General features: G+C 46.2%; 21 protein-coding genes. All 21 read right to left on the minus strand.

Features of this window, described 5'->3' with window-relative positions; genetic code table 11:
- Position 1 precedes the first annotated feature (1 nt).
- The gene (locus B0X71_RS17300; protein WP_077590597.1) at positions 2 to 1,327 is read right to left on the minus strand and encodes a TRAP transporter large permease; all 1,326 of its coding nucleotides are present in this window, start codon (positions 1,325 to 1,327) and stop codon (positions 2 to 4) included.
- The gene (locus tag B0X71_RS17305) at positions 1,324 to 1,815 is read right to left on the minus strand and encodes a TRAP transporter small permease (protein ID WP_077590598.1); all 492 of its coding nucleotides are present in this window, start codon (positions 1,813 to 1,815) and stop codon (positions 1,324 to 1,326) included. Before B0X71_RS17305 ends, B0X71_RS17300 begins: the two co-directional genes overlap by 4 nt.
- Before the next feature lie 15 nt (positions 1,816 to 1,830).
- A complete protein-coding gene (locus B0X71_RS17310; RefSeq protein WP_408634151.1) occupies positions 1,831 to 2,835 on the minus strand; it encodes a DctP family TRAP transporter solute-binding subunit in 1,005 nt (334 codons plus the stop codon).
- A gap of 63 nt (positions 2,836 to 2,898) precedes the next feature.
- Positions 2,899 to 4,191: a (Fe-S)-binding protein gene (locus B0X71_RS17315; protein WP_077590600.1), complete on the minus strand. Its 1,293-nt coding sequence runs from the start codon at positions 4,189 to 4,191 to the stop codon at positions 2,899 to 2,901.
- 13 nt (positions 4,192 to 4,204) lie between these two features.
- The gene (locus tag B0X71_RS17320; protein WP_077590601.1) at positions 4,205 to 5,620 is read right to left on the minus strand and encodes an FAD-binding oxidoreductase; all 1,416 of its coding nucleotides are present in this window, start codon (positions 5,618 to 5,620) and stop codon (positions 4,205 to 4,207) included.
- 153 nt (positions 5,621 to 5,773) lie between these two features.
- On the minus strand, positions 5,774 to 6,865 hold the full coding sequence (locus B0X71_RS17325; RefSeq protein ID WP_077590602.1) for a CdaR family transcriptional regulator: 1,092 nt from the start codon (positions 6,863 to 6,865) through the stop codon (positions 5,774 to 5,776).
- Between the two features lie 431 nt (positions 6,866 to 7,296).
- Positions 7,297 to 8,577: a histidinol dehydrogenase gene (hisD, locus tag B0X71_RS17330; protein ID WP_077590603.1), complete on the minus strand. Its 1,281-nt coding sequence runs from the start codon at positions 8,575 to 8,577 to the stop codon at positions 7,297 to 7,299.
- A gap of 99 nt (positions 8,578 to 8,676) precedes the next feature.
- Positions 8,677 to 9,852, minus strand: a complete 1,176-nt coding sequence (locus B0X71_RS17335; protein ID WP_077590604.1) for an iron-containing alcohol dehydrogenase — start codon at positions 9,850 to 9,852, stop codon at positions 8,677 to 8,679.
- 26 nt (positions 9,853 to 9,878) lie between these two features.
- Positions 9,879 to 11,381 (minus strand): sodium:solute symporter family protein, encoded by a 1,503-nt coding sequence (locus B0X71_RS17340; RefSeq protein WP_077590605.1) that lies wholly within the window; start codon positions 11,379 to 11,381, stop codon positions 9,879 to 9,881.
- 111 nt (positions 11,382 to 11,492) lie between these two features.
- Positions 11,493 to 11,993: a hypothetical protein gene (locus B0X71_RS17345; RefSeq protein ID WP_077590606.1), complete on the minus strand. Its 501-nt coding sequence runs from the start codon at positions 11,991 to 11,993 to the stop codon at positions 11,493 to 11,495.
- Between the two features lie 10 nt (positions 11,994 to 12,003).
- Entirely contained in the window at positions 12,004 to 13,431 is a 1,428-nt protein-coding gene (locus B0X71_RS17350) for an aldehyde dehydrogenase family protein (protein ID WP_332309481.1), read from the minus strand.
- Positions 13,432 to 13,499: 68 nt separating this feature from the next.
- Positions 13,500 to 14,501 (minus strand): LacI family DNA-binding transcriptional regulator, encoded by a 1,002-nt coding sequence (locus tag B0X71_RS17355; RefSeq protein ID WP_077590607.1) that lies wholly within the window; start codon positions 14,499 to 14,501, stop codon positions 13,500 to 13,502.
- A gap of 300 nt (positions 14,502 to 14,801) precedes the next feature.
- Complete coding sequence (locus B0X71_RS17360; protein WP_077590608.1) at positions 14,802 to 15,563, minus strand: polysaccharide deacetylase family protein; 762 nt, start codon at positions 15,561 to 15,563, stop codon at positions 14,802 to 14,804.
- Between the two features lie 706 nt (positions 15,564 to 16,269).
- Entirely contained in the window at positions 16,270 to 17,037 is a 768-nt protein-coding gene (locus tag B0X71_RS17365; RefSeq protein ID WP_077590609.1) for an SDR family NAD(P)-dependent oxidoreductase, read from the minus strand.
- A gap of 17 nt (positions 17,038 to 17,054) precedes the next feature.
- Positions 17,055 to 18,227, minus strand: coding sequence for a dihydrolipoamide acetyltransferase family protein (locus B0X71_RS17370; protein ID WP_198038647.1), 1,173 nt, complete (start codon positions 18,225 to 18,227; stop codon positions 17,055 to 17,057).
- Positions 18,228 to 18,311: 84 nt separating this feature from the next.
- Positions 18,312 to 19,289: an alpha-ketoacid dehydrogenase subunit beta gene (locus tag B0X71_RS17375; RefSeq protein ID WP_077590611.1), complete on the minus strand. Its 978-nt coding sequence runs from the start codon at positions 19,287 to 19,289 to the stop codon at positions 18,312 to 18,314.
- A gap of 14 nt (positions 19,290 to 19,303) precedes the next feature.
- On the minus strand, positions 19,304 to 20,308 hold the full coding sequence (locus B0X71_RS17380) for a thiamine pyrophosphate-dependent dehydrogenase E1 component subunit alpha (RefSeq protein ID WP_077590612.1): 1,005 nt from the start codon (positions 20,306 to 20,308) through the stop codon (positions 19,304 to 19,306).
- Positions 20,309 to 20,429: 121 nt separating this feature from the next.
- Positions 20,430 to 21,770, minus strand: a complete 1,341-nt coding sequence (locus B0X71_RS17385) for a short-chain fatty acid transporter (protein WP_232336731.1) — start codon at positions 21,768 to 21,770, stop codon at positions 20,430 to 20,432.
- Between the two features lie 68 nt (positions 21,771 to 21,838).
- Positions 21,839 to 23,371, minus strand: coding sequence for a class I adenylate-forming enzyme family protein (locus B0X71_RS17390; protein ID WP_232336732.1), 1,533 nt, complete (start codon positions 23,369 to 23,371; stop codon positions 21,839 to 21,841).
- A gap of 30 nt (positions 23,372 to 23,401) precedes the next feature.
- Positions 23,402 to 24,175 (minus strand): SDR family NAD(P)-dependent oxidoreductase, encoded by a 774-nt coding sequence (locus B0X71_RS17395; protein ID WP_077590614.1) that lies wholly within the window; start codon positions 24,173 to 24,175, stop codon positions 23,402 to 23,404.
- An 83-nt stretch (positions 24,176 to 24,258) separates the two neighbouring features.
- Complete coding sequence (locus B0X71_RS17400) at positions 24,259 to 25,314, minus strand: phosphotransferase family protein (protein WP_077590615.1); 1,056 nt, start codon at positions 25,312 to 25,314, stop codon at positions 24,259 to 24,261.
- Between the last annotated feature and the right edge of the window lie 25 nt (positions 25,315 to 25,339).

Here is a 25,339-nt window from a genome sequence, read left to right on the forward strand (position 1 = left end):
CCTATTCCACGTTTAGTAAATCAGGCAAAAAAGTTGATAATGCCGGGATATATGTAACCATGAGCAACACAATAATAGCGGCGATGATAAATGGAGTAACCCCTTTTGATATGTCCATAATATTTGTCTTTGCAATCCCCGCAGCTACATATAAATTAAGTCCGACTGGTGGGGTAAATAAACCAATGGCTAAGTTTACCGTCATGAAAACACCAAAAACTGTTGGATCCACTTCCAAGGCAATCATGATTGGTAACATGATGGGAACAAAAATGTAGTAGGCTGAAATCGCATCAATAAAAGCACCAGCTACCAATAACAGAACGTTTATCATCAAAAGGATCAAAATGGGATTACTCGTCAGTCCTAATATGCCTTCTGAGATATCGGTCGCTATTCGTTCAGTTGTGATGATGTAAGCGAACACTGACGCCGCGCTTACAATGATCATTACTACCGCGGTCTGCACAGCTGCATCGACAAAAATTCGATAAAGTCGTTTAAATATATTGCCCCGGTTTACAAACATTCCTACAAATAATCCGTAAACGACCGCAACTACCGCCGCTTCTGTTGGAGTAAAAAAACCGCCATAAATTCCCCCGAGAATAATAACCGGGATCATCAGGCCAGGCAGAGCTCTTAAAAATGCGGTTCCCAGTTCTTTACTTGTCGCTTTCTGTACTTCCAAGCCATCCGGCCGAACAAATTCCCCTCGCTTTTCCTGACGGGTACGGACGATCATGGCTGCTACAACAAATGCCAAGCCCATTAAAATTCCTGGTACAATACCCGCAGCGAAAAGACGATTTATTGTAACCGGAATTTGATCACCTGCTACTACCGCAAATACGATAAAAGCGATACTCGGCGGGATAACAATACCAATTGCACCAGAACTGGCAACTAATGCGCCCGCCGTCTCTTTTGAATATCCATTTTTCATCATAGCGGGGATGAGTATACCGCCGATGGCTGCAACCGTAGCTGGTCCTGAACCGGAGATAGCAGCAAAAAACACAGCAACAATTACTGTCACAAACACAATTCCACTTTTCCGATGACCGACAAGTGCTTGCGCTAAATCAATCAAACGTTGAGAGATGCCTACCTGCTCCATGATCACCCCAGCCAGGATGAAAAAAGGGATTGCAAGAAGAGTGAACTTTGCAACACTCGTATACATAATATCGGTCACCATTTCTAAGCCAAATAATCCGTTATCGCCTACGAGAACGACAATAGAGGATATGCCAAGAGAAACAGCAATAGGTACGCGCAAGAACACAAGAAGAAAAAACAAGCCAAATAGTATCAGGGCAGTCATATCGCCTCGTCTCCTTTCGAGGTGGAGCGCCCGGTTATTTTCCATTCCTCAATACAAACCTGAACGGTACGGATAATACAAAGTGTTGCACCAATTGGCAGAGCCAGCGATAAAATCCATTGCGGCCACCCCAATGAAGGCGTTGTCTGCCCCAGTTCGAGCTGGAACAAAACCATTTGAATGCCATACCAGAAAAGGACTCCGAATAGAAACAGTCCCATTAACGTACAGAACAGTACAATCCCTTTTCTGTAACCTGAATTCATGCGATCGAAAATCAAAGTAAAGCCGAGGTGCGCGTATTCCCGCACACCTACAGCCGTCCCTACAAACGTCAGTAATACAAACAAATTGATTGTCAATTCCTCCGAAAATGTAAGAGAAATATTAGCCACATTGCGTGATACAACATTCGTGAACGCCACGATTGTCATGATCAAGAATGCAACAAAAAGAATTAAATCTTCCAGATGATTCAAAATTTTCACGTGACTGAGACCCCCTTACTCTCCTTGGAACGCGTTTAGAAGTTCTGTTCCCCATACACTTTCGTACTGATCATAGATTGGTTGAGCCACCTCTTGGAACTGTGCGAGCTCTTCTTCAGTCGGTGTATAGAATTCGAGTCCGGCCGCTTCAAGTTCTGCGATTTGTTCTTCTTCTTTCAGACGTGCCTGTTCCAATTGGAACTGTGCTGCTTCAGCACCCAATTCATCAAACAATTGCTGGTCTTCTTCACACATTGATTCATACAAGTCTTGGTTCATCCCAAGGACAAGTGGATCATAAGAATAGTTCCACATTGTAATGTAATCTTGAACTTCCTGCAGTTTTGCAGAGTGGATTACATCGATCGGGTTTTCCTGACCGTCAATTGTTCCTTGCTGCAATGAAGTAAATACTTCTGAGAATGTCATAGTCTGTGGATTGGTTCCAAGTTCTTGGTACAAGTCTGTGTACATTGCAATACCAGGAATCCGGATCTTTAATCCTTCGATATCTTCAGGAGATTGAACCGGGCGCACGCTGTTTGTAAGTTGACGGAATCCGTTTTGTCCGAAGCCTAAAGAATGGATCCCTTTTTCAGCCAAAATCTCTTCGAACATTTCACCGCCTTCTCCGTTAAAGACAGCATCCACTTCCTCCAGATCATTGAATAAGAAAGGCGCACTAGCTACACCGAATCGCTCATCTAAAATCGAATAGATGATAGTTGAGTTAAATGTCAGATCGATTGTTCCTTTGGCCAGCCCTTCTACCGCTTTCCCGGAATCTCCTCCAGAAAGTTGTTCATTAGCAAATATGTCGATTGTAATTCGGTCATCAGTTGCTTCTGCAATATCTGTACTCAGCTTCTCGGCAGCTTCATACCACGTTGAAGAGTCGGAAACTGTTACTGACATTTTCAAATTATATTCCTCTGTACAGGCGCCGCCTGTTTCCCCTGCAGCGACATCTGCTTCCGCCTCCGGTTCACCACATGCTGCCAATAGCAATACTGCAGACATTCCAATAGCCGTCACATTAAATTTTTTAAATTCATTTTTTTGATTGAACAATTCCATTCACCCCTATGATTGTTTTTGAATTGCTTCATACAGAAAATCCACAATATGGACCGCCTGCATTTCATGTTCTAATTTCTCCCTTTTGATCCCTACATTCATTTGCATTAGACATCCTGGGTTTGAAGTGACGATTTTTGCCGGCTGTAATTCTTTCACTCCCTTCATCTTCAAGTCCAGAATCCGCTTTGCCATTTCCGGCTGTAAAAGATTATAGATTCCAGCAGAGCCACAACAGCTACTTGCATCAATCAATTCTTTATATTCAAAACCAGGCGCGTCCATAAGAAGCGATCTTGGTTCTAAAATCACTTTATTTACATTTCGCAAATGACAGGAATCCTGATACGTCACAATGGAATGAGCTTCAGATTTCATTTCTTTCAAACGGGCGTTCATGCCAAGTTTGACAAAAAGGGATGAAATATCGATCATTTTCCGAGAGAATTGTGCTGCTTTTTCAGCATATTGGCTATCCTCTTTCAAGTGATTTTCATACTCTGTCAGAAAAGCTCCGCAGCCTCCCGCATTGTTAACGATGTAGTCAAAGTCATCTGAATCAAAAACGTCAAGGTTTTTCCGTGCATTTCGCAATCCTTTTTCAAGTTCACCGCTATGGCCGTGCAATGCACCGCAGCATTGCTGTTCTGCCGGAATTTGCACATCAGCTCCCAGCCACTCCAATAATTCAATGGTTCTTTTATTTGTCTCCTGAAATAACGTATCCATTAAACAGCCTGTGAAAAAGGCAACTCGAGTTGTTTTAGGTTTTGCTGAAAATGTTCTTTTCTTTTTCGTTTCAATTGCCGGAAGCACACTCTCCATCTCCTGCATGAAAGGAGGAAAAAGATTGAGGAACCCAATTTTTCTAGTCGCCTTCTGCAGTCCTGATTTTTGATAAAGCTGTACAAGTTTAACAGTACCTGTCATCTTCCCTTGATCTGCAAAAACTCCATCAAACGTTGCTTTCCGAACTGATTTCGCTACGACATGTTGCGGCTTCACCTGCTGGATAGCCACTCTCGTTTCTTCGATTAACGAACCGTACTGGACACCAGCAGGACAAGCGGGTTCACAGGCACGGCAACCCAGGCATACATCAAACGCATCCTCCACCGAGCCATCCCATACGACATCCCCATCCCGCATTGCTTTCATCAGAGCGATCCTTCCACGAGGAGAATGAGTTTCGTCCTGATCCGTGATTAGATAAGTCGGACAGGCAGGTAAACAAAATCCGCATTTCATACAATCCATCAAGTGATCTTCGCTTACATGTTCTTTAAATGATTCCTGCATTCGATGCTGTAATTCAGTGACCACCTCGAATCACCAGCCTCATCTTTGTTTCTTTCGCAAAAACTTTTCCAGGATTCATGATGTTTCCCGGATCAATGGATTGTTTAATATGCTTCATCAATTCAATGCCGCTTTTTCCGATTTTCCATTCCAGGTAAGGGGCTTTCATTTCCCCTACTCCATGTTCTCCGGTAATTGTTCCACCCAATTCGATGGCCGCAAGAAATATTTCTTCAAAGGCCTGTTCGACGCGATGCATTTCCTCTGCGTCCCGAACATCGGTCAAACAAGTCGGATGGAGATTGCCATCACCTGCATGTCCAAAGGTATTGATTTGAACTTTGTATTTTTCTGCAATTTCCTGAATTGCCCTGACCATCTTTGCGATTTCAGACCGGGGAACTGTTGCATCTTCTAAAATCGTAGTAGGCCTTTTTCTTGCTAATGCCGACAGCGCAGCCCGCCGTCCAGCTTTCAAAAGTTCCGCCTCTTCAATCGATGAAGCAAGCGCTGTGGAAGTAGCTCCTTCCATTTTCGCAATTGCAATCATCTGCTGGATATCCCGCTCTACTTGTTCCGGGTCCCCATCTTGCTCCATCAGAAGCATCGCTTCTGCTTCTCTCGGTAAACCCATACTCATGAAGTCTTCCACTGCGTTGATCGTTCCCTTATCCATAAATTCTAATGTTGCAGGAATTATTTTTTGAGAAATAATTGCAGATACCGTTTTTGCTGCATCTTCCAGCGAATTAAAGTACGCAACACCTGTCATTTTAGAAGCAGGAAGCGGTATGAGTTTTAATGTAATTTCAGTAATGATTCCGAGAGTGCCTTCTGATCCCACTAAAAGTGACAGTAAATCGTATCCTGCTACGTCTTTTGCCAGTTTTCCGCCCACTTTCATAATTTCCCCGTCCGGCAGAACAAAGGTAAGCGCTCTTACATAGTCTTTTGTAACACCATATTTTAACCCTCTTAATCCTCCTGAGTTTTCACTTACATTCCCACCAATAGTAGAGATTTTCATAGAACTTGGATCAGGAGGATAAAAAAGCCCTTTTTGCTCAACATAAGCATTGATGTCTTGAGTGATTACTCCTGGCTGTACAGTAATCGTTAAATTATTTTCATCCAATTCAAGAATCCGGTTCATCTTATTGAACAGCAGAATGATGCCGCCTTGACTTGGAACGGTGCCGGCTGCCAAATTTGTGCCGGAACCTCTCGAAACAAGTGGGATTTGTTCTTTTGCACATATTTTTACAATTTCTGAAATCTCTTCCGAATTTCTTGGCGAAAGAACCAAATCCGGTTTTGCCTGAAAATTGGCTGTAGCGTCATAGGAGTAAGCGAGCAGTTGTGCTTGCGAATACTTGATATTCTCTGTCCCTACTATTGCTTCAAACGGTTTTCTTGACTGTACCTTCACTTTATTCCACACCCCCTTTGATAACGCTTTCGTGTATGATGCTAATTATAATATTCAAACTATTTTGTTTTATATATGAATTAGCACAAATCTCATCAGTTAATTTGAAGTTTTTTTGTGCTTTAAACCAAAAAAACACGCCAATTTGGCGTGTCATTTTTTTCGAAGCAGCCGTATAGCTGTGTAAATTACTGCAAAATCATTACTATCATGGAGATTCACTTTTAACACAGATTCCACTTTAGCAAGCCGGTAGGTTAGCGTGTTTTTATGTATATGGAGTTCATCTGCAACTTCTTTAAGAGAGCCGGTGCTTTGGATCCATACCTCCAAGCTATGTAAAAGTTCCTTTTCTGTCAGTAAGGGAGCAATCGTTCGGCTTATATATTCTTCTTGTACTTCCGGCGGAATTGAATAATATAACAATTCCAGCTTAAGGTCTTCTTCAAAAACCAATCTATTTTGCTTGATAGATACGGACACTGCTGTTTCTGCTTGTCGAAATGAATCACTCAATTCGTAAAAAGAGGTCACTTTACCGATGCCAACAAATGTTTTTCGCTTTGTCAATTTTTCAATCCGATTGGTTAGCCGCTGTAAACCATCACATAATTGCTTTTTGGATACTTGCGGCAATAGTAACACTAACCGCTCCAATCCCCAGCGAATAATCTTTGTATCGGGATGAATCGTTTGGATGCGCAAAAAATGTTCAACATCAGAAATCTCGAACTTTCTGTGAGTTTGAATAATAGCTATGCGCTGATATATTGATATGTTCAATTGAATCAGCTTCGCCCTGTCTTTAAGAATCTCTTTTGATATATTCCCCATGATGAGATCGAAAAAAAAGAACTCCGATTCTCTTATCCCCCGCTCTTTCTCTTGTCTCGATAAAAAATCCGTCACAAAAAGTTCCACTACTCTTTTAACAAGTTTTGCGTACTTTTCCACTTCGGATGGCTTTCCCGTTACCCCGATCACACCAATCGGCATTTGTGAGATGATAATGGGCATTACTATCCCCGGTCTTACCCCTTTCAGTCTCTCACACATTTCTTTAGTCATGTGCAGCTCTTTCTGATCTCTCATAGAGATAGAGGCTCCTTCGTGGAAAGTGTTAAGTCGTACAGGGTCGGTACTCGCAATGACAAAACCGTTTTTATCTGTAACAAGGACATTCTTGTCGATTAATGAAGAAAGTTCTTCGACAATTTGTGTGCCAATTACCTGAAGATCAAACACATACTCCACCTCCCCGGTTACATTAACTATAAACTAAACTTAAATTTTTTCAGAGAAATTTTCGTTAATTATCAATTTAGTCTAACAATTCTAATAAGGTTAGGGATTATTAATTTAGCGGAAAACGTATTTGTGTTCAATGTATTATTAAAAAAGATTTCAGTAATGCAAGTTCACTATCTGACTCCCATAAGATTTCAATAAACATGAACCTTGAAACAAAAAGTCCTTTATACAGGATATGGAACAAGTAGTACCTGTTCAAATCCAATATAAAGGACTCACGTATGGACAAAGATTCATGAAACATTATTTCTTTGAAAGTCTTCCGGAATTCCACATCCAGAGAGCCAAGAGTAAAATATATGAACTCAGAATGCAAGAAGGAATGCACTAACTAAGTTCTTAACCAGCATTTTCCTTACCGGACCTTATTCCTTGTTACCATAGCGTCTTACACGAAGGAGTGCCTGTTCCGCGTGGCCCGCAAAGTTTTCAAGCTGGCACAGACGGGCTGCCACTTCACCGATTTCCGCACTGGCTTCCGGCGTCGTCACTTTCTGGTAAGTGACGGTTTTAATGAACTTGCCGACCCACAGGCCGCCTGTATAACGGGCTGCCCCTTTTGTCGGCAGTGTGTGATTGGTACCGATCACTTTATCACCATAGGCAACGTTTGTTTCCGGCCCCAGGAACAGGCAGCCGTAATTCGTCATGTTCTCCAGGAAATAATCCGGGTTTTCCGTCAGGATTTCCACGTGCTCGTACGCAAGTTTATCTGCTTCGACGCGGGCTTCTTCGATGCTGTCCACCACATAGACCTGCCCGTAATCTTCCCATGAAACGCTTGCCACATCGGCTGTCGGCAAGGTTTTCAGCTGGCGCTGGATTTCTTCCAGCGTTTCATTGGCCAGTTTTTCAGAAGTGGTGATCAATGCGCCCGGGGACGTCGGGCCGTGTTCCCCTTGTCCAAGCAAGTCGGTCGCAATCATCTCAGCATCCGCTGTTTCATCCGCGACAACGAGTGTTTCCGTCGGCCCTGCGAATAAATCGATGCCGACACGGCCGAACAACTGGCGTTTCGCTTCGGCGACGAACATATTACCCGGCCCGACAATCATGTCGACGCCTTCGATGGTTTCTGTGCCGATCGCCATCGCAGCGAGAGCCTGGATGCCGCCGAGCAGATAAATTTCATCCGCTCCTGCCAAGTGCATCGCAGCCACGGTCGCTTTCGGGATTTCCCCGTTGATCGGCGGCGTGGATGCGATGACCCGTTTGACGCCCGCCACTTTAGCTGTCAGCACACTCATGTGTGCACTCGCGACCATCGGATAGCGCCCTCCTGGAATGTAACACCCGACACTGTCGACCGGAATGTTTTTATGGCCGAGGATGATGCCCGGGATGTTTTCAACTTCCACATCATGCAATGAAGCAAGCTGGGCTTCCGCGAACTCCCGGATATTTTTCTGAGCAAACTTAATGTCTTCGATTACATCATCCGACACTTGCGCTACGATGTCTTGAATCTCCTCTTCGGACAGGCGGAACGATGCCGGTGACCATTTATCGAACTTCTCGGACATCTCCCGGACCGCAGCGTCTCCTCTGGATTCAACATCCGCAATTGCCTCGGCGACGATTTTCGCTGTTTTTTGGTCATTCTGTGTAACTTCTTCCTGTGTTTTACCCGCTTTAATCACTTTCACGACTTTGTGATCCCCTTTCTGTTTCAGGTTTATCCATTTACCGGACGAGCCAAAGACGAGTTTTAATAGAGTCTGCACCCCTCTCGTCCAATGGTCAAGTCAGCTGGATAACCGGCCATGATAGGCATTCGTATAAATGGTGCGGATCGCATTCAAATCCAGCTCTTTCGGGCTTCTGGCCAGGAGCCGTTTTTGTGCGGCTCCGTTCACCGACAGCCGTTCGATATCCTCTTCATTGATGCCGTATTCGGGAAGTCTTGTTGGAACTCCGACATCTTCAACCAACTTCCGGAGGCTTTTGACAACCCCCAGCGCCAATTCCTGCTTGCTTTTCCCTTCGGCTGGCAGGCCGAAAATCGCTGCCACTTTCACCATTTTGTCCTGACAGGCCGGCCAGATGAAGTCATAGACATACGGTAAAAGCACCGCATTGGATTCCCCGTGGGGAACTTTAAACAATCCGCCGATCGGGTAAGCCAGTGCATGGACGCCCGCCGCCCCGGCATTGAAAAAGCTGAGTCCGGCGATTAAACTGCCAAGCGCCATTTCCTCCCGGGCTTTTTTGTCCTGTCCATCCCAGACGGCCGTTCTGAGACTGCCGGCAATCCGGGTCATCGCATCAATCGCCAATGTATCCGTCAGTGGCGTTGCGTTAACGGAAGTGAATGCTTCTAGCGCATGCGTGAACGCATCGATTCCGCTGGCGGCAGTCACTTTCGGCGGCAGTGAGTATGTCAATGCCGGATCGACAATCGCATAATCGGCCAGCAGGTAATTATGCGCGATGACGTCTTTTGATTCTTCCAGGGAAAAGACCGCAATATTGGTCACTTCGGCGCCTGTGCCTGCCGTTGTGGGAATCAGCACTTTCGGCAATCCTTTGTTTTTCAATGTTTTTTTGCCGGTCAGATTCAGATAATCTTCGACATGGCCTTCGTTCTCCGCGAGGGCGGCAGCGGTTTTCGCTAAATCCAGTGCGCTGCCGCCGCCTGTGCCCACTACCAGATCCGCCTTGCTGTTCCGCACTGCTTCCAGCACAGCATTAGCCGTTTCAAGCGAAGGTTCCGGCACGACTCCCGTGAATATCTCCACTTCCACTTGCGCTTTCTCAAAATGCGCCAGCAGCGGATCGATCACGCCCAGTTCTTTTAAGATCGCATCTGTGAGGAGAAACACTTTTTCGACGTTAAGTTCCTCTAAGATCAGTTCTATCTTATCCAAGGAACCTTCCCCGTGATAAATCTGCTTGGGTGATATGAATTGGTTCATTGGCATGTGCTCCTTTCAGCTTACCGGCATTATCAGGAATCGAACGATTCCGCCAAATCCACTTTTTCGTCTTCCACTGAAGGACTGATGAACAGCGTGTAGATGATCATCACGAACATGCTGATGAGAACACCAAGTCCTGCGGCAGCGAACGGATTGCTGACATCGAATCCGAATGGCAAGTAGATCACCCAGTACGCAACCGTTCCGGCGATCAATGACCAAGTGGCACCCGCTCTTGTCGCCCGCTTCCAAAGACCGCCGACAACCAAAGGTCCGGCCGTGGCTGAGACAATTCCCCCGATACCGATCCACAGGAAGACAGCCAAATACTGCGGCGGCGACCAAGCCATCCAAATCGCAATGATGATCACCAGGAACGTGGAATATCGGCTGATAGCCAGTTCGAGTTTTTCCGATCGTTCTTTTGAAATATTCGTACGCGGCACGATTGTTCTCCGGAAGATATCATTCGCCAGCAATTGCGTCAGGGAAACGATCAGGCCGTCAGATGTGGACATGATCGCCGACAGGACGGCAACCGCTAAAAAGGCGGCAATGACTGGCGGGAAAATCTCCTGGAACAGCACCGGAACGACCTGGTCCGGGCGGATATCCAAGGCGGGATCCAAAACGGCGATTCCCAAGAGACCGGCTAATCCCATCAGCGGCAAAATCGTCGCGAAAATGGTACAGTACATAATCAGTTTTTTCATGTCCTTACTGGACTTGACTGCCAGGAATTTATTGCCCAGGTGAGGCAGGATGCTGAAAGGCAAGTGAGCAACGAATAACAGGCCGACGAGCCAGAAGGAGCCGTATGTCGCATCCCCCGGGATAAACAGATTATCGAATCCGCCACCCGGATTGCGTTCATCGATCAGCGAGATCATATCGCCGAATCCTCCAGCCACTCCCACACTGGAGACGAAAGCGATGACGACGATGATTGCGGTGATGACCATCAAAAAACCTTGGACAGCATCTGTCATGATGTCTGAATGCGAGCCACCCATGAAGACATAGACGGCCAGGACAACGCCGGTGATGATCAATCCCACTCCATACTCCAATCCCATCATGACCTGGAACATGGTAGCAGCAGCAACGAACTGTGAAACAACATAGAAAATGAGCAAAACGGAAATGATGGTTAAACTGATCCGTAGAAATTCGCTATTATACCGTTCTCCGATAAAATCGGGGATCGTTCTCGTCCCGAATTTATCTCCATAAATCTTGATGGTTTTTGCGACGAACAGCATACCGATGACCGTCGCAACCGGATACAGCATCGGATACCAGAGACTCGGCGCTCCGATGCCATAGGCCAGGCCGGGCATCCCCATAAAAGTGGAACCGCTGGAGATACCGGCACTGATGACAAGGGCGATTGTAATTGGGCCATAGCTGGACCGGGCAGTTGCAAAATCATCAGCAGAATGCGTTTTCTTCATCCCGAGGTAGCCGAAAACAAGCATGCCGAGAATGAAGATCGCGATAAAAATCCACGAATATACTGTGACTGAATCCAATAAAATCCTCTCCTTTACCTGACTTTTAATCCAATAATTTTGTGCCGAATAAAATAATGGCCATTCCAATCCACGTCGTCAGCAGTACACCTGCAATGATATAGAGCATCGTCATTTGATCACCTCCCGTTCCTTCAGGTAGCTTTCCACTTCCTTGTATTTATCCAGCAAGTCTTCACTGCCGCTGAATGTCTCGAAAAAGTAGGTCCGTTCTTCTCCTTTTACGGTCTTCGTATAGACGAGATAAGGGATATAAAGCAAATAGGATTTGACCATATCCGGTTTCGGATAAGACCAGACTTTTCTTTTATGCATATAGTAATTCTTCAGAAGCTCAAACCCGACTTCCGTTATTTCCGATTCCGGGTAATGCCCGGGCAATGTCAGTGAATCATCTTCTTTCTCGAAAGGAACCAGCGACTTCTTGTCGATTTCGAACAAGCTGGTTTCCTTTTTCACCAAGTTTGAAATCAGCATCTTTTTCTCGGTCCGCTGCTTGGTAAAAGGCAATGGTTTATAAGTAACCGCCCATTCCGTCACCAGGTACGGATAAAAGACGAGCAGCGATTCCGGCAATTTCCGCCTTTGTTCTTCGTACGAAAAAGTGTACATCGTCCACCGCCTAAAAAGTGTAATTCATGCTGATAAATTTCATATGGACCATTTCGCGCATCGCATACTTGATGCCTTCGTAACCGTAGCCTGATGACTTCAAACCGCCGTACGGCATATGATCAAACCGCAATGTCGGCACATCATTGATGAGCACTTGCCCCACTTCCAATTCATGGGCGAGTTTGAATGCCTGCGGCAAGTCATACGTAAATGCGCCGGCATTCAATCCATACTGGCTGTCATTCATCGCCGCCAGCGCCGCGTCGGCGTCTTGCACTGTGTTCACCAGAACAACAGGCCCGAATACTTCCTGACAGGAAATTTTCGAAGAAGCCGGCACATTCTTCAGGATAGTCGGCTGCAGTCCATTCTCAAACTTGTTTCCGCCGGTGACCAGCTCGCTGCCGTCCCTGACAGCCTCCGAAATCCAGTTCACAATCCGGTCTTGTGACTTCCCATCAATCACCCCCGATAAGTCTGTTGTTTCATCGTTCGGGTCGCCGTAGGACAGCGACTCTGCAGCCCGCTTAAAATGCGTTAAAAATTCTTCGCTCACGTCTTCATGAACATAGATGCGCTGGGTGCTGATGCAGACCTGCCCGTTATAAGCAAAGGCACCGGCAACCGCTTTTCCAGCGATTTCCCCGAGCTTGCCGCGTACGGACCGGTCGATATACAGCGCCGAATTATTGCCGAGTTCCAGCGTGACTTTCTTCAGTCCCGCCTGGGATTTGATCAGCTCCCCCACTTGCGGGCTGCCGGTAAATGTCAGTTTCGCGACGTCCGGATGATCGATCAGCACTTTTCCGAGCCGCGGTCCTTCTCCTGTAATGACTTGATAGGCATCTTCCGGGAGTCCGGCTTTTTTAAAAGCTTCAGCCAGTTTGATGGCGGAAAGCGGCGTCTTCTCTGCGGGTTTCACGATAATGGCATTCCCCACAGCGAGTGCCGGTCCCACTTTATGGGCAACCAAGTTCAGCGGGAAATTAAATGGCGTGATGGCCCCGACTATGCCGATCGGCTGAAAAACCGTGTAAGCATCCCGCCCGCCGCCATTGGTTGCGGCGTCCATCCGGATCGATTCGCCTTCGAGTTTCCGGGCTTCCAATGAGGCGAAATAGAGTGTTTCAATGGTGCGTTCCACTTCAGAACGGGAGAGACGGATCGGTTTGCCGGACTCCAGCGTAATGATCCGGGCAAATTCTTCTTTGTTTTCCTTTATGAATTTACTGGTCTGCTCCAGTATCATTGACCTTTCAGCCGATGACAGGGCTTTCATTTTCGAAAATGCCTGCTTGCTCTTTTCAATGGCTTCCTCCATCTGCTGATTGCTGCATTCGGGGATATCCATGATTTTTTCCCGTGTATGCGGGTTGAACAGCGGATACGTTACATCCGACTGATGGGTCAGTGTCTGTAAATATGCTTCAGGTATGGACAATCGTTTCAGCTCCTTTGGAATTCTCACTGAATGGTTACGTATTCATTTCACTGTTGAAAAAATCAAAGCCGGCTGGTCGTGTTGCGCTTAAACAATTTCGTCGGCAATGTCTTCTGGACGAATGGCATTTCTTCGTTTCCTTTGCCATTGATGATGTCCACTAAATGTTCGATCGCCACGCGGCCCAGATTTTCCTCAGTCACCGTTCCGATCGTGCTCAGCTGGAAAGAGTGATGGCGGCTCAATTCGACATTATCCACGCCTAGAATGCTGATGTCTTCCGGGATGCTGTAGCCCCGCTCGATCAAAAAATCCATCATGTAAATGGCAATGGAATCAGTCGCGGCAAAAATGGCGGTAGGCCGGTTCTTTTTGGACATGAGCGCATGCGCTTCTTCGAAAATCGCGGCTTTGCTGGTGTTTGTGATGAGGATGTTTTCAGGGCCAAACGGAATATCGTTTTCCTGGAGCACATGTTTAAACCCTTCATACCTGCCCTGGAAGGTCGACATCGTTAGCGGGCCGCCCATCCAAACAATATTCCGATGATTCAGCTCGAGCAGATGCTCTGCTGCCAGCCGGCCGGCTTGAAAATTATCCATTTCGATAAAATGACCATCTTCGCGATGCCGCCGGTTGAACATGATAAACGGAATATCCAATTTCTTTAACTCATCATAAATCGGATCGTCATAAAGGACGGAAGACAGGATGATGCCATCAACCTGATGGCTCAGCACATCCTGGTAAACGGACATATTGTCCCCGAAATTCTCGAAATGGACATTGACATTGAATCCCTTCCCTTTGGCAAAATTCACGATGGACGTCGTAGTGTCGGCAAAGAAAGGATTGTACAGCGGTCCCGACAGCAAGGCGATGGAGTGGGTTTTCTTATTGACCAGCGACCGGGCAATCAGGTTGGGCCGGTACCCCAATTCATTCATTGCCGCATTCACTTTATGCAGCGTTTTTTTATTCACTTTGTCCGGTTCATTCATCACCCGGGAAACCGTCGTTTGGGAAACGCCGGCATGCTTTGCTACATCTTTAGAAGAAACCATAGCCATCACCTTATCATTTTCTTGTTTTCCATCATATATGGAAGCGTATTCATAGTCAAGAAAATTTTCAATATTGTATCTTCAACAGCAGCTGACATCTGTCTGTAAAAACGTTTCTTTGAAAGGAACAGCCATGGGCAGAGAATGTAAGTGGCTGCCGGAACAGCGAGAGATTCCGATTCTTCGGGGATGGTAAATATGCAGCTCGTGAAAGAGGAGCGCTGAACCGACTAAGAGGATGCATCAGCAAAAAAACGCCTGCCCCAAAGAGGAACAGACGTCTGACTTGAATGCATTAACTCAATAACCCGTTTCGATTTTCCGCACGAAATCATCGAGCGTGTCGCCATTGAGAATCATGATGCGCGGGATTTCGTAACGCTCGCTTTCACTTGTGCTCAAGCCACCCGCTACCGTGAAGGCGCCTTCGAAGCCGAGTTCATCCAGGACAGCAATTGTATCCGCGTTGTAAGCGCCGTACGGATAGGCGAATACATTCGTCGTCTTGCCTGTCAGGGATTTGAGTGCCGTCGTGGCACCGCTGATTTCAGCATACTGCGCTTCGTAGCTCAGTTGCGTCAGGAACGGATGAGTCACAGAATGGTTCTGGATATCGATGCCGTTATCCATGACCGTCGTGATTTCGTCCGCCGTCATGTTCCAGCTCCCATTCACCCAGTCCGACACCGTGAATTGCGTCGCTTTCATGTCGTATTTGTCGAGGACCGGATAGACATTTGGATAGAAGTCATAGGAGTTGTCATCGAACGTCAGCAGAATCGGCTTGGCCGGCATTGCCGCATTTCCATACAGGATATTGAAGTATTGTTTGATGGTCAGCGTCCGGTAGCCATTGTCTTTCAGGTAAGCCATCTGCTTTTCGAATTCTTCCAGACTGAATTGATAGAGGTTATCCGGGTCAGGAGTCGGCGAGACGACATGGTACAGCAGGACCGGGATTTCCGCTTTTTCCGCTTTCTTGGCCGCCAGCGCTTGTGTTCCAGGGGATACGATGAATAACAGACAGGAAAAGATGAGTGAGAAAATCATTAATTTCTTCATGAACAACTTCCTTTCTGAATTGGGGTGCTGTTTCCATATAAGGCTCTTATTTCGACATCTTGGAACAATGATTATGTACCCCGCCCTTTCACCTCCTGGCCGGCACTTCTGCTTATTCTGTCTGGCGCTATGTATTTTCTGAGGGCAGCCCGACAGCTCCGGTTAATTGAATGCGCTTTCATTATAGCATTTCAAGTTTGTTCGTTCATCCAATAAAGTAAGTTGTTTCAAAAAACGATCCGTTCGGACCGGAATAAATACCAGTGAGCTTTACAGACAAGATTCTTTTAGCAGGAAAGGACTACAGAAAATTTACGAAGGATGGAATCAATGGAATGATTGTAAACGTGTGACTGCCTGCCTTGATATGCGAAGTTTCTATGCGATTTGTGCGACGACAATGAATTTGACATCCGCAAATTGGACCCTGTTTCAACAGAATATGAATAGAAATCGGTTGAGACCTCGCAAGATGTTTCCGTAAGATTGTAGCCATTCCCTTTCAAATACAACCGACAGTATTAGACTACCGGAGCATGAAAACGTAACATCTTGAACGCCACAATAGTTAATGTTGCTCGTTTCCTCGCTAATAGCTTCTCGCTCAAAAACCGACAACATAAAAAGCCATTCTCCTAATGAGAATGGCGCGTCTTTTGTGATATCGATTTACCGGATGTTGAGCATTTATTTGCTGAGTTTTTATTCAAACAGTGCTCCAGCCACCATCGACCGGCATAATGAGCCCCGTTACATAACTCGCCTCATCTGAAGCCAAAAACAAGGCGGCATATGCAATTTCTTCTGGTTCACCCACTCGTCCGAGCGGTCCTGCCTCATAGTTTTTAGCAATCTCCGGATCACTCAGCACTTCTTGGATCATCGGCGTATTAATCGCTCCTGGACAGATGCAATTGACCCGGATATTGTATTTCCCATAATCCGCAGCCATCACCCGGGTGAGTGCGACGACACCCCCTTTTGATGCTGTATAGGCGTCTGCTCCGCTCACACCGATAATTCCGTTCAGTGAAGAATTATTAATAACACTCCCGCGTTTCTGTTCGATCATAACAGGAATAATATGTTTGGACATTAGGTACGCACCGTTCAGGTTGATGCTCAAAATACTGTTCCAATCCTCGAGTGGCGTTTCCAAAATAGACGCCATTTTATAACGGGACCGTGCTGAAAAACCGATGCCTGCGTTATTAAACAGCACATCAATCGATCCAAACCGGTTCTGCACTTCTTCCACCAGTGCTTTGACGTTTGCTTCGTCAGAAACATCGGTCTTATAGAAAAATGCTTCCCCGCCTGCAGCCGTTACTTCTTCTGCCGTTTCTCGGCCGGCTTCTTCATTCATTTCCGCCACCACCACTCTTGCACCTTGGCCAGCAAATATTTTTGCTGCAGCTTTGCCCTGTCCGCTTCCCGCTCCGGTAATAATTGCGACTTTGTCTTTTAATCGCATACGTGATCTCCTTTCAATCAGCTAAGAGAATCCGTGTTCAAGTTCTCGAAAACTTTTTTCAATTCTCCTGTGAATTCTGTGCCTTTCACCCCGTCAATAAAGCGATGGTCATAGCAAACGGACAGCATCATGATCGGCGCCACTTTGATTTCATCGTTATCGCCGACGACCGGAGTCTTCTTGACTGCGCCAGCAAAGACAATGGCTGCCTGCGGACTGTTGATGATCGGCGTGCCCGTCTCAACTCCGAAACTTCCGAGATTAGAAACGGTGATCGTGCCATCAGCGTAATCTTCGGCAGAAAGGCTTTTGTTTTCCGCTTTCTGAACCAGTTGCCGGATTTCAGTTGAAATATCCTGCACTGATTTTGATTCTGTATTTCTGACCACAGGAACGACGAGTCCGTCCGGGCTATTTACTGCCACAGAGATATTGACCTCATCATATACCGTAACTTCTTTTCCATTGTTCTCCAATCGACTATTCACGAACGGGTACGCACTTACAGCGTTGGATACCACTTTGATGATGATGTCATTCAGGGATACATTGTCCAGTTCTTTTTTCACGGCCATCGCCTGCGTCATATCCACGGACACAATCTGAGTGAACTGCGGGATGTTCTGCCAGCTGTTCAGCATGTTGGTGGCCATCGTCTTTTGAATACCTGTAAGCGAAATCGTTTCTTTTACCTCGATGGATGGCTTGGATTCCGTCTCGCCGGATGAAGCTTCCCGGACATCTTTTTCAGTGATGATTCCGTCTTTCCCGGTCCCGGTTATGTTTTCTAACGCAATTCCCAGTTCTTTTGCTAATTTGCGGGCCCGGGGGGCAATGCCGCCTTGCCGGGTAGATGACTGCCGCTGCTGAGGAGCTTTTTCTTTTTCTTTATCGGCCGCAGGAGATGGCTTGGCTCTTTCTTTTTCCTCATAGCGGGAAAGGTCCACTTCTTCATCTGTTCCTGCAATGACGGCGACGACTGTGTTCACCGGTACTTCTTTTCCGGGCGGAACAAGAATTTTTTTCAGGACTCCGCCTTCCTGCGCTTCAATCTCTAGGTTTGACTTTTCTGTCTCCAACTCAAATAAATAATCGCCTTTGCTGACTTCTTCTCCTTCTTTCACCAGCCAGTCCGTAATGATACCGTTCTGCATCGTCACGCCGAGCCGGGGCATTTTCACTTCATACATTCTTCTGCCTCCCATCGCGTCGTTCAGTTTGGCAGAGAATCAAACGCAGGGGCAGCTGACCGGTCTGATTCCCTGCAGCACTCTTCAGTATTCCATCAAATCATTGACAGCTTGAATGATCTGCTCTTTACTCGGCCGGTAGAATTGTTCAAGATAAATGTTCTGGGCGATCGGTACATCTGGACTGCCGATGCGTCGAATTGGGGCAGCTAAATCGAAAAGAGCTTCTTCTTGAATTTGAGCAGTGATTTCTGCTCCGGACCCGCCTGTCTTTGATTCTTCATGAACGATCAGTACCCGCCCTGTCTTCCGCACAGATGATAAAATGGTTTCCATATCCAGAGGTGCCAGCGTCCGAGGATCGACCACCTCGACTTCAACGCCATCTGCAACTAAGTCTTCAGCGGCTTCCAGCGCTGTATGGACCTGAAGAGCGGTGGCAATGATTGTCACGTCTGATCCTTCCCTTTTGATATCCGCCTTTCCGAGCGGGATCAAATATTCTTCTTCCGGCACTTCCCCTTTCATGTCATAGAGTATCTTATGTTCGAAGAATAAGACAGCGTTATTATCCCGAATCGCCGTCTTCAGCAGCCCCTTCGCGTCATAAGGGGTGGAAGGAATCGCGATATGCAGCCCGGGGCCATGCATGAATAGAGCCTGTGGACTCTGAGAATGTTCAGGGCCTGCACCGCCGGCAATTCCTACTGGAAGACGGAGCGTGATTGGCATTTCCATCTGCCCTCCATGCATAAATCGCCATTTGCCCATTTTGTTAAAAATTTCATCAAAGGCGATTCCAGCAAAATCACCGAACTGTAGCTCTGGAATCGGACGTGCGTTTCCTGTAATCGCCATTCCGACCGCCGCTGCGATTATAGTCGGCTCAGCAATCGGCGTATCGAATACCCGGTTGCCATATTTCTCGTATAATCCTTGTGTCACTTTGTTAATACCGCCGAATTTACCGACATCTTCTCCGAAAATCAGCGTAGTCTCATCCCGTTCCATTTCTTCATTCAATGCTTCCAACAGAGCTGTCCGCATATTAATTGTTCTCATTTTATTCTCCTCCTTTACGCGAATAGTCCTTCATATATTCTGCCAGGTTCAGGTTGCGGTGCGGACTCCGCTTTTTTGATGGCCTCCAGAATTTCCTGCTCCACTTCCTGATCAATTGTTTTTAACTCTTGTTCATCAGTGACTTTATCCAGAAGCAATCGCGAAACAAAATTCCGGATCGGGTCTTTGTTTTCTTTCCAATCTTTCAACAATTCACCATCGACGTAGTCATACGGATCCCCCTCAAAGTGACCGCGATGACGGAATGTCTGTGCTTCGATGAACGTTGGACCTTCCCCTCTTTTTGCCCGTTCCACGGCTTCCTTCGTAGCTTCGTGCATCAATAGCACATCATTCCCATCCACTACGCAATTCGGAATGCCATAGCCGTATGCCCAGTCTGCAATATGTTCTCTTACAGCATGAGTTTCAGATACATGGCAGGAGATTGCATATTCATTATTCTCACAGATATAAATGACTGGCAGATTGTATAGTCCTGCCCAATTCAATGAGCCATGCAGCATTTCCCTTGATGCAGCGCCATCCCCAAAATAAATTACCGTCACTTGGTCTGTTCCTTTGAATTTCGAAGCATACGCGGTGCCTATTCCGATTCCTAACTGCGAACCGATGGTGCCGGCCTGCCCCATTACGCCTCTTGCCGGGTCGGCACTGTGGACAATACCGGCGCCAAGCCCTTTCGTTGTCCCTTCTGTTGTTCCAAGAAAATCACCGTATATCTTAGAGAGCGGGACACCTTTAGCAATCTTCTGATTGCAACCTCGGTGGTTATAGTAGATATAATCCTCATCACGCAGATTTTCCCGGATAGAACCCGCTGACAGGCCTTCTGAACCGATACCAGAATGATAAAACCCCGAAACTTTCCCTTCCTGCATCAACCGGATCAGGTTTTCATCAAATTTCCGGATTTTCACCATTGTTCTGTAGAAATTCAAAAGCACATCCTTCGGATAGTCCTTCAGTTGAATTTCTTTTTTATAAATTTCCGCCATCTCTTTTCACTCCTTCTTCATTAATGGAATTGTGTTGGCAGGCAGTAGCAGACGAAGATAGATTCATGCATCTATTTTGTGCACCATGAATCCTTGATTACAGAAAGAAATAAAGTGGGTGCTAACTAAATAGCATCATACATGCTGCAATAACTACGCCGCTATAGAGCAGGGCAACAAGCGTATAACCCATGATGTCGCGGATTTTCAGCCCTGCTATCGCCAAAAGTGGAATTGCCCAGAATGGCTGAATCATATTGGTCCATGCATCTCCCCAAGCAACAGCCATTACAACTTTTGCAGGTTCAACACCCATTTCCAGTGCAGCCGGCACCACAATCGGCGCCTGCACTGCCCATTGACCACCGCCTGAAGGAATGAAGATGTTCAGAAGTCCTGCCGATAGGAATGTCCAAAGCGGCAGCGTCTTAGCGGTGGAAATATCAATAAAGAAGTTTGCGAGCAAGACGGCAAGCCCTGAAGCAGCCAGCATCCCCATAATTCCTGCATAGAATGGATATTGCAAAACAAATTGGCCAACGCTGCTGACGGATTTCAGAAGACCGTCAGCGAGTTCCCGGACGTTCGAGAAAAGCAGTAAAGCAGCAGTGAGGAACATTAAATTCACTGTATTTAAATCAAGGGCAAAACCGTTAGTGAAAAAGTGGTTCACTAAATAACTTAAACCAAGAAACCCGCCAATCAGTGGAATTAATCGAGACTTTTCAATTTTATCATTCGGATTATTTACGCTTTCTGTCGGTTTTTCTTCTTCCTCCTGATCATTCAGCAGTACCGGATCAATTATGTAACGGTCTGCCGGGTTTTTAGGATGAATTAACCGCATGACAAAAGGTAGTGTCAAGAAAATGATGGTGACAATCGCAATGTTAACGGCAGATAGTAACGTCTCTGTGATGGGAATGATTCCAATTTCCCCTTCGAATACGTGGCCGGCAGTTGCGACGAATAGCGCCGGGGAAGAAGACAAGCCGCCTTCCCAGATGATAAATCCTGAATAACCCGCTGCAACCAATACCCTGTAATCGACGTCAGGTACCTTTCTACCCACCAGTTTTGCCATTATTCCCGCGACGACTAAACCGAATGCCCAACTGATCAGTGATGCACCAAGCGCCGTAAAGGTGACAAGCAGAATGGCCGAAGTCGGGGTTTTACACTTTGAAGCAATACTCTCAAGAGTTCTGGAAACTGGTTTTGTCAGTGCAAGGGCAAAGCTCATGACGAATGTTGTAATAATCTGTGCAGTAAAAGTCAAAAGTGCCCAAAAACCATCACCCCAATAAAGCAACATATCAAAAGGACCTGCATCCGTAAAAACAATCCCGGCGACGAAAGCAATAACTGTCAGTAAAATGGCAAAGACAAACGCATCAGGCAGCCATTTTTCGGCCATTTGTGCAAAGAAATTTGCCAACCGGGCAAGCGGATTATTTTTCACAGGGACAGCAACCGGGTTCTGCTTCAATTGTTCAGGATTTTTAACTTCTACCATTCATTAACTCCTCCTTAAATCCAATTTTTCAGCTGATGTTTCTGAATCTTCCCGACAGAAGTACGTGGGAATTCTTCGGTAATGTGAATGGCTTGGGGTACTTTGAACTTTGCCAGTCGCTTCCGGCACCAATCTATCAGCTCTTCCGAGCCAGTAGTGTTGTCGTCTTTCAGGATAACAAAAGCATGAATTTCTTCTTCATACATCGGATCCGGCACTGATATGACAGCGCTTTCAAATACCGCATCATGTTCGTTAAGCACCGTTTCCACTTCCCCGGCAGCAATATTCTCCCCGGCCCGTTTCATCATGTCCTTTTTCCGGTCAACAAAGTAATACAGACCAGTTAACGGGTCCTTCCTTCCTATGTCTCCGCTGTAGAGCCAATTTTCCCGGATCGCCTCATCGGTGGCTCCCGGATTTTTGAAGTATTCTTTCATAATTGTTTCACCCGGGACACCGGCGATCGTAATCTCTCCCGCTTCTCCAGCCGGGACTTCCTTTCCATTCTCTCCACGGAGTTTTACCTGGTAACCACCTGCTTCCTTTCCGATGCTTGCATGGTGTTCATCCCGTTTTGATAAATTGATCAGCGGGACTGCTACTGTCTCAGTCATGCCGTATAACTGACACAGCTCTACGCCATATCGTCTTGAAAATGCCTCGTACTGTCCATCGGTCAGTCCTTGGGCATAAATCACTGCTCTCAGACTATTGGTTGCATCTGCCGGGTCGAACTCTTTTTTCAAAATCATACGAATTGGTGCTGAAAAGAGGGATCCAATAGTCGCTTCCAACCGCTTGGCTTGTTTTATATAATTTGTTGCACTGAAGTTTTCAGTAATTGCGATGCTTGCTCCCGTATATAGAGCCGGCATTGCCATGTAATATTGGCCGTTGCCATGAAACATCGGCAGCGCAATCAGCATTCTGTCTGTCTGTTGATAATGCAATATTTTCGCCATTTGTTTACCAGTATGTAGATAGTTTTTGTGCGTTAGCACGACGCCTTTAGGTTTTGAAGTCGTTCCCGATGTGTAGAGAATCGCTGCTTCATCTCCACTGGCAAGCTGCAGCGGGATCGGTAACGACCTCATTTTTCCAGCTTCCTGTTCCAGCCAAATTCCTCTTCGCTCTTCACCAAGCCGAGATAAAAGCAGTGGCAGACGGAATGTGCTGAACTTCTCTTCATACTCTTTTTCCGAAATGATTATTTTGCTCTCAGAATGAGTGACTAAGTATTTCATCTCTTCTTCAGTTGATAAAATATTGGTGGGCACCATCACACCGCCAACAGAGAGAATGGCAAACCACGATACCATAAACGCAGATCCGTTTGGCAAATGTAATAGTACTTTATCTCCTTTTTGAATTCCGTATTCCTGCAGTAACGTCGCGAGCTTTTGCACCAGTTCCTGGAATTCCCGGTAAGTCAGCCGCTCAATTCCGCCATGCAAGTCCTCCACCACCAAAAACTCTTTATCCGGATACCGTTTACATCTAGCTGAAAGCATTTCCGGCACTGTTAGGGCTTCCTGCTTCACCACGCTCTGTTTCCTCCTTTCCCAATCAACCGTCTAATTTGCCGTCCAACCCCCATCCACATATAAGACTTGTCCTGTCACATAACTTGAAGCATCTGAAGCAAAAAAAATTGCCGGTCCGATAACTTCCTCTACTTCGCCCATTCTTTTCAGTAACGTACGACTGAGGATTTGTTCGACGCGCTCTGGATCTTGCAGAAAACCTTCTGTCATAGGTGTTTTTATGTAAGCAGGAGCAATGGCATTGACAGTAATATGATGATCCGCCAGTTCGGCAGCCCATACTTTAGTTAGCTGGTTAATACCGCCTTTACTGGCTGCATAGCTAGTTTGGAGCGGGTTACCGACCTGTCCGAGAATCGATGAAATATTTATTATCCGGCCGCTCTGCTGGTTTATCATTCGCTTTGCAGCCTGCTGTCCGACCAGAAAGATTCCTTTTAGATTCGTGTTAAGAACCTGGTCCCAATCTTCTTCTTCCACCTCCACGAGTGGCTTTCGGATATTCATGCCAGCATTATTAATCAGAATATCGAGCTGTCCAAATACTTCATCTGCATAGCTGAACAGCTCTTCCACCTCTTCTTTAGAAGTAACATCTGCTCTTTTCCATTTCACATCATATCCATGTTCTTTGAGATTCCTGACTGCATCCTTCAGAGCTTCTTCATTCCGTCCAGTAACCATCACCTCAGCTCCGTAATGAGCTAAACCAGTTGCGATTGTTAGCCCAATTCCTTTACTGCCGCCAGTTACAATCGCTTTCTTTCCTCGAAGTCCAAAAGAAGGAATTGAAGATACGTTCATGAAAACACCTCCATACATTAAATATAACTAAATATTTAGAAAAATCAAGTTATTTTTTCCTTTTTTTCAAGTAATTCCCCTTTTTAAAACAGGCGACCTAATCGAGCTTTTTCAGCCATTTCAAACAAGTTGGTTACCGCTTTATTTAAGTTCCGGAATCGTTCATCCTGAATTTCACCAGTCTTCCAGCGATAATAAATTTGCTGTAAAATACCCGCAAGTTTATAAAAGCCAAACGCAACGTAAAAATCAATATTTGAGACATCCCGTCCGCTGGCTTTTGCATATTCTTCCACAAACTCTTTCCGATTGTAGAAACCGGGCTGATCGGTCAGTATGGTGATGCCCATGTCCGGATCGCCGGGCTGTCCCCAATAAGCAATGGTTGAACCGAGATCGCTTAATGGATCGCCGATAGTTGAGAGTTCCCAATCCAGAACCCCGATTACGTGTCCGGGGGCATTGCGGTCCAGGACCAAATTGTTCAGCTTAAAATCGTTATGAACAACAGTCGTCTCTGAATTGGTTGGAATATTGGCGGTCAAATACGCCTGCAAGTTGGCAAGCCCCGGAATCTCATCCGTTTTTGCCCGCTCATACCGTTTGATCCAGCCGTGTATCTGCCGTTCCATAAACCCTTCAGGCTTTCCCATTTCCTCAAGTCCCGCTGTTTTATAATCCACATCCTGAAGACGGACCAACGTCTGAATAATCCCCTGGGAAATAAGCGGTCCCGCCTTTTCCGAAGACTTATAAGCAGCCGGCAACTTATCATCCAGCACGATTCCATTCTTCTTTTCCATGACATAGAAGTGTTTATCCATCACTTCCTTATCTTCACAGTACACATAAGGTTCCGGCGCCAAGGGGAAAACAGGATTCATCTTTGTCAGCATTCTGTATTCTCTTTCCATGTCGTGTGCTTTCGGCGGAGTTTTGCCGAAAGGCGGCCGTCTTAATACACCTTCCCAATCTCCAATGGTAAGCAAGTAGGTCAGATTGGAATATCCTTCCGAAAATTTCCGTACTTGCATTTCCCTTTGTGGCAAATCACTGATTGAATGACGAAGATATGTTTCTACTTTATTCCAGTCAACCGATTGCCGGCTTTTTTTGGATTCTTCCTGTGCATCAGGCATATATGCTCTCTCCCTTCATCAATTA

This window comes from Planococcus lenghuensis (assembly GCF_001999905.1).
Taxonomy (GTDB): domain Bacteria; phylum Bacillota; class Bacilli; order Bacillales_A; family Planococcaceae; genus Indiicoccus; species Indiicoccus lenghuensis.